Here is a 4,670-nt window from a genome sequence, read left to right as displayed (position 1 = left end):
GCCCGCCGCAATGCGACTCTTGTGTTGCTGATCGTGTCGCTGTTGGTGATTGGAGGCGGCACACTTCTAGTAGTCAAGAAAGGTTTTCCTGGGCATATTGACGGTGCGGTAGTTCAACGTTCGGCCGTTTTCGATCTGAAGTCATCCCCGCAAGCTGCCTGCCAGCAAAGATACAGGTTCGATGGCGATCTCTGCCGCAGTCGCCACATCGATACGAATCCTGATGCTGTGATAATTGGCGACAGCCATGCCGATCACACCTATCTCGCTTTGTCTGAAGCTATGGATCAGTCTGGCAAGACGCTGCTTTTACTGGGAAACAACGGTTGCCCTCCATTGCCAGGAGTGCGGTTCCAGAAGCTGGAGTGCCAGAAATACACGGACGCTGCGTTCGAAATAGCTGCCAGGTCGCCCGCCAAGACCGTTGTCTTGGCGGGCCGCGGGCCTATTTACATGCTTGGAAAAGCCTTCGGTGAGGTTGAGAAGGCCAAGGATAAGCAATACGGTGCCATTTTAGTTTCCAATCCCCGCCTGTCGCATCAGGAGGCTTACATGGCTAGCCTGGAATCCGCATTTCAGTTGCTAACCCACGCATCAAAGCACATCGTCTTTGTACTCGATAATCCTGAATTGGGCTTCCACACGCGCGATTGCATCGATACACGGCCAATGCACTTCTTCAACGCATCAGGCGTTAAATCCAGCGATTGTTCAATCCCTCGCACAATTTTTGATCAACGCAACGAACTTTACAGGCAGCGCGTGATGGAGCTTGCCAAGCGGTATCCCAATGTCCAATTGGTTGATGCGGCTGAGCCATTTTGTGACGAATCTGCTTGCCGCGGTATTCTGAACGGCACGCTGATGTATCGCGATGAGACACACCTGACGCCTGCGGGTTCGGAGTTGGTCTCGGAAAAAATCATGGCGATTCTGAAGTCTTCATAGCAACTCCCAACGGCTCCTCTAGGTGTGGTCACTCTTTTTCGAAGTGACTGGCTATGTGTGTTGCCGCGATGGAAAATTCATTTTCAGAACGCGAACAATTGCCTTTTGATAAATATCGATAATTACTGAAGATGTGCGTACTACGCGCTTCTTTGGATATGGGTCCACGTCATCTTCCACCCGAGGGCGCTCGTCAGCGCCTCGGTTCCTTTCCAATTTTCATAAGTTTCACTGCAACTATAAGAGCTCATCGTCTGTCCTCAATTTGTTGAAAAGTTAATCCTCAACTTAAGGGCAGCTTATGAACAAAAAGGACCATTTCCTGACGCTGGACGGTTTCAGGGGGATAGCTGCCATTCTGGTTGTCTTGCGACACACAACCCCTTTCTTCGGAAATAACCCGTTTTTTTCCAGCTATCTGGCTGTAGATCTTTTCTTTTTGTTGAGCGGCGTTGTCCTGTGTCGCTCTTATGAATCCAGACTCCTGAACGGGATGCGGCTCGGGGCGTTCTTGAGGATTCGTTTGCTGCGGCTGTATCCGCTTTACTTCCTCGGAATTTGCATAGGGCTGATTGCCGCTTCCGATTGGGCCGCTTCGCACAAGGCGTTCGTTTCTGCCACCGCCATATGCAGCTTCTTGCTCCTTCCTTCCTTATTCAACAAGGTACTTTTTCCGCTCAACGAGCCGGCTTGGTCCCTCTCCGCCGAGCTGATCGTCAATTTGCTCTACGCTTGGAAAATTCGTTGCCTCAGCAATCGTGTCCTGCTCTCCATCATGGCTGTTTGCATGCTCTGTCTGGCGGCGTTTGCCGTCATCTCGCCCGCTCACGGCTTTGACGCCGGGTTCATGAGAAACACTTATTACGTGAGCTTCCTGCGCGTCGGATTCTCTTTTGCAGCCGGTGTGGTCTTGTATCGCTGGTATGCAACCAGAGCAGGCGGCATCATGTTCAGCAATCGCAATGCCTTCCTGAGTCTCGTAGGAGTGGCGCTGTTGCTATGTGCGACGTTCCCCCGCGGCATGCTGCCGGTCTATGATGCTTTGGCCGTGGCCATCGGCTTTCCGGCGCTGGTCTATGTAGGGATGCGTTTCCAGCCCACAGGCTTGCTGGCTTTGCTGTGCGAGTTCCTGGGGGTGGTTTCTTATCCGGTCTACATCATCCATAGTCCCTTGGCTGAGAACATCAGGCATCTTTTCCCTTCGGTGACAGGACGAGGTGTGGAGTCCTATGCGCCGCTGGGTGGCGTGATCATCCTCGTCTTCCTGATACTGCTCGCCTGGTTGCTTCACCACTTCTACGATGAACCCGTGCGCAATGCACTCGGCAGGTGGCTGACGAAAATCTCGTCCAAAAAGACCAAGATCAACGCCTCTCAGGTGTAGCAGCTGGTTCTGGCTCAGAAAAAAGGCGCTGGGAATCACGAGATTCTCAGCGCCTTTTTCTGCTTTCTTCGAAAATCCAATCTATCGCTGGCGCTTCAGCTTTGCGCCGCACTTCCCACCGCCTTCTGCGGATGACGAATCAGCTCAACCCATTCTGATGCCACCTTCTCCGCCCCGCGGCCCGACAGGTGGCAGCCATCCGACCTGTCTTCCGGCCCGATGAGGTCCGTATTGGGGCCCAGATAAACATTCTTGAGCCGTGTCACTGCGCGCTGGCTGTCCAGGATCTCGCGCGAGGAGGGTAGCGGGCAGAATGCCGATGCCTGCGCCACGAAGAAGCGGGCATTCGGGAAGTAGCGCTGGGTCAGCTGGATGATCTCGGTCAGTCCTGCCTCGTAGTCCCGATAGGCATTGTTGTTGTCAATCTCGCCCTGATGCCAGAAGAAGTGGGTCACGTTCAGCCCCTGTTTCTGCGCGTCCTGCAGCCGCGCTTCCAGCATGCCGTTGAGGTTGCCGCCTTTGCGCCACTGTGCCACCGAACTGCCGCCGACCCCCGCTGACATCAGGACGACCTGGTCGGCCATCTCCTGGCTGATGAGCTTGTTGGCCAGGGTGGTCCACAGGCTACCGCCTCTGCCAGTCGCGCCCAGCAGCGGATCGGCAGCCTTGTAAAAGCGGCCTTCGAAATAGTTGAACACCTTGCCGGTAGCAGCCTGCTGGCGCTCGCCGATGCTGTTGGCCGAATTGCTCTGGCCAAAGGCGAACGCGACCATGCTCCTGTCAGTGAGAACAGGCGCAGGGACGGGTACTTTGGAGGAGTCGCTGACCAATTGGTCCAGCGCATTGCTCTGGGTGTGGGTATAGCCGAAGGACAAGGTCTGCGGCGGCACGAAATGGCGCTTGATCTTCACCGCCAGGTTGAACAGCTGGTTCTGGCTCAGGGCCGATTGGATGCCCAGGACCAGCATCGTCAGGCATGCCAGCCCAAGCAAGGTGGCCAAACCTGCATATTTGAGCGCTCTCGCGCCCGCTTGTGTTTTCTCCATCTGCCCCCCCCGGGTCGTCGGATACGGCGGCCGACCCCTCGCGGGACCTGCCAGGTCCTTCATCAAGCGCCTTCTGTTCGCATTGCCACTGCACCGATCAGAAGATGTCGAAACTCTAACATTCGCTTTGTGCGTCTGCAATAAAAACTCTCGAATTCAGGGCTTTTGTCAATCGCATTGTCAAGCGGAAAGTCTTTATGCGTATGGACTTATGGAAATATTGATGCGAGGAATTTTAAATGCTGCGGCGCAATATAACGTTCTGCATCCTGCGGAGCTTGAGTGCTGAAGGCAGGCCGCATGCGGTACATCAGTTTGCCTCGTGTCCAATATTGCTCACAGATTGTCAGCCGTGTAATATTGGCAACTCAAAATGATGCGGCGCAAAAAACCTTGTCCGGTGGTGCGTCTCATGCGAAGGGCTGCAGGCCGGTAGCGGCCCATGGCCGCATCATGGCTGGCGGAAAGAATCAAGAACAAGCGTCATGGCCTCCACCGCGCGCCTCGGCGTCATTGGGGCGGGCGCAAACCTGCAGCATCAGGATGGCCAGCATGCGCCGACTATGCAGGCCACGACAACGCAACAACCCCTCATTCATTTGAAAAAGTCAACGGGAGCCCATGTGAAAGTGCTAGTGCTCGGAGCAACGGGATTCATCGGAGAGCGGCTGGTCACGCGCCTGCGTGACAGTGGCTGGGCCACGCCGGTATTGGCGGGGCGTCGCGCGCCCGCCGCGCGTACCGATGGTCTTGTGTTTCGCCAGGTTGATACCCTCGATGCCGCCAGCCTGCGCCAGGCGCTGGGCGATATCGACGCCGTCGTCAATTGCGTGGCCGGCCACGGCGATGCCATTGGCCGTGGCGCACAGTTGCTGGTCGAGGCCGCCTTGCAGACCTCTCGCCCGCGCATCGTGCACATGAGTTCCATGGCGGTCTATGGCAATCAGGAAGGGTGTCTGAATGAAGACAGCCCGCTGGACCCTGCTGCCAGCTGGTACGCCCAGGCCAAATGCGAGGCCGAAGAACATATGAAGGTTTATGCAGCGGCGGGGCATCCGTTGGTCATGTTGCGCCCTGGCTGCGTGTACGGGCCCGGCAGCGACATGTGGGTGGAGCAGATGGCCCGTCTGGTGGCCGCCGGCAGGCTGGGTGATCTGGGGGCGAGCGGCGAGGGCTGGTCCAATCTGGTCCACGTCGATGACGTCTGCGCGGCCGTGCTGCTGTCGCTGCAATACGCGTCCCGGTCTCCTGATGCAAGCCCGGTGCCGGCGCCCGTCTTCAACCTCACCGGC

At 56.5% G+C, this 4,670-nt stretch carries 4 protein-coding genes; 3 read left to right on the top strand and 1 reads right to left on the bottom strand.

Going from position 1 to position 4,670, the window contains the following annotated elements:
* Both B3873_RS08710 and B3873_RS08705 read left to right on the top strand, forming a co-directional pair.
* The coding region (locus B3873_RS08710) for an SGNH hydrolase domain-containing protein (protein WP_286865324.1) at positions 1-948 on the top strand (948 nt) is incomplete at its 5' end.
* A gap of 301 nt (positions 949-1,249) precedes the next feature.
* The gene (locus B3873_RS08705; RefSeq protein ID WP_084320308.1) at positions 1,250-2,332 is read left to right on the top strand and encodes an acyltransferase family protein; all 1,083 of its coding nucleotides are present in this window, start codon (positions 1,250-1,252) and stop codon (positions 2,330-2,332) included.
* Between the two features lie 95 nt (positions 2,333-2,427).
* On the opposite strand, the gene B3873_RS08700 is transcribed toward B3873_RS08705, so the two are convergent.
* A complete protein-coding gene (locus B3873_RS08700; protein WP_286865321.1) occupies positions 2,428-3,300 on the bottom strand; it encodes a sialate O-acetylesterase in 873 nt (290 codons plus the stop codon).
* A gap of 563 nt (positions 3,301-3,863) precedes the next feature.
* Between B3873_RS08700 and B3873_RS08695 the strand changes: the two genes are divergently transcribed.
* The coding region (locus B3873_RS08695; protein ID WP_286865320.1) for an NAD-dependent epimerase/dehydratase family protein at positions 3,864-4,670 on the top strand (807 nt) is incomplete at its 3' end.

The organism is Herbaspirillum sp. UBA812 (assembly GCF_002296545.1).
Lineage (GTDB): Bacteria > Pseudomonadota > Gammaproteobacteria > Burkholderiales > Burkholderiaceae_D > Herbaspirillum > Herbaspirillum huttiense.
This window is presented reverse-complemented; position numbering and strand designations above follow the sequence as displayed.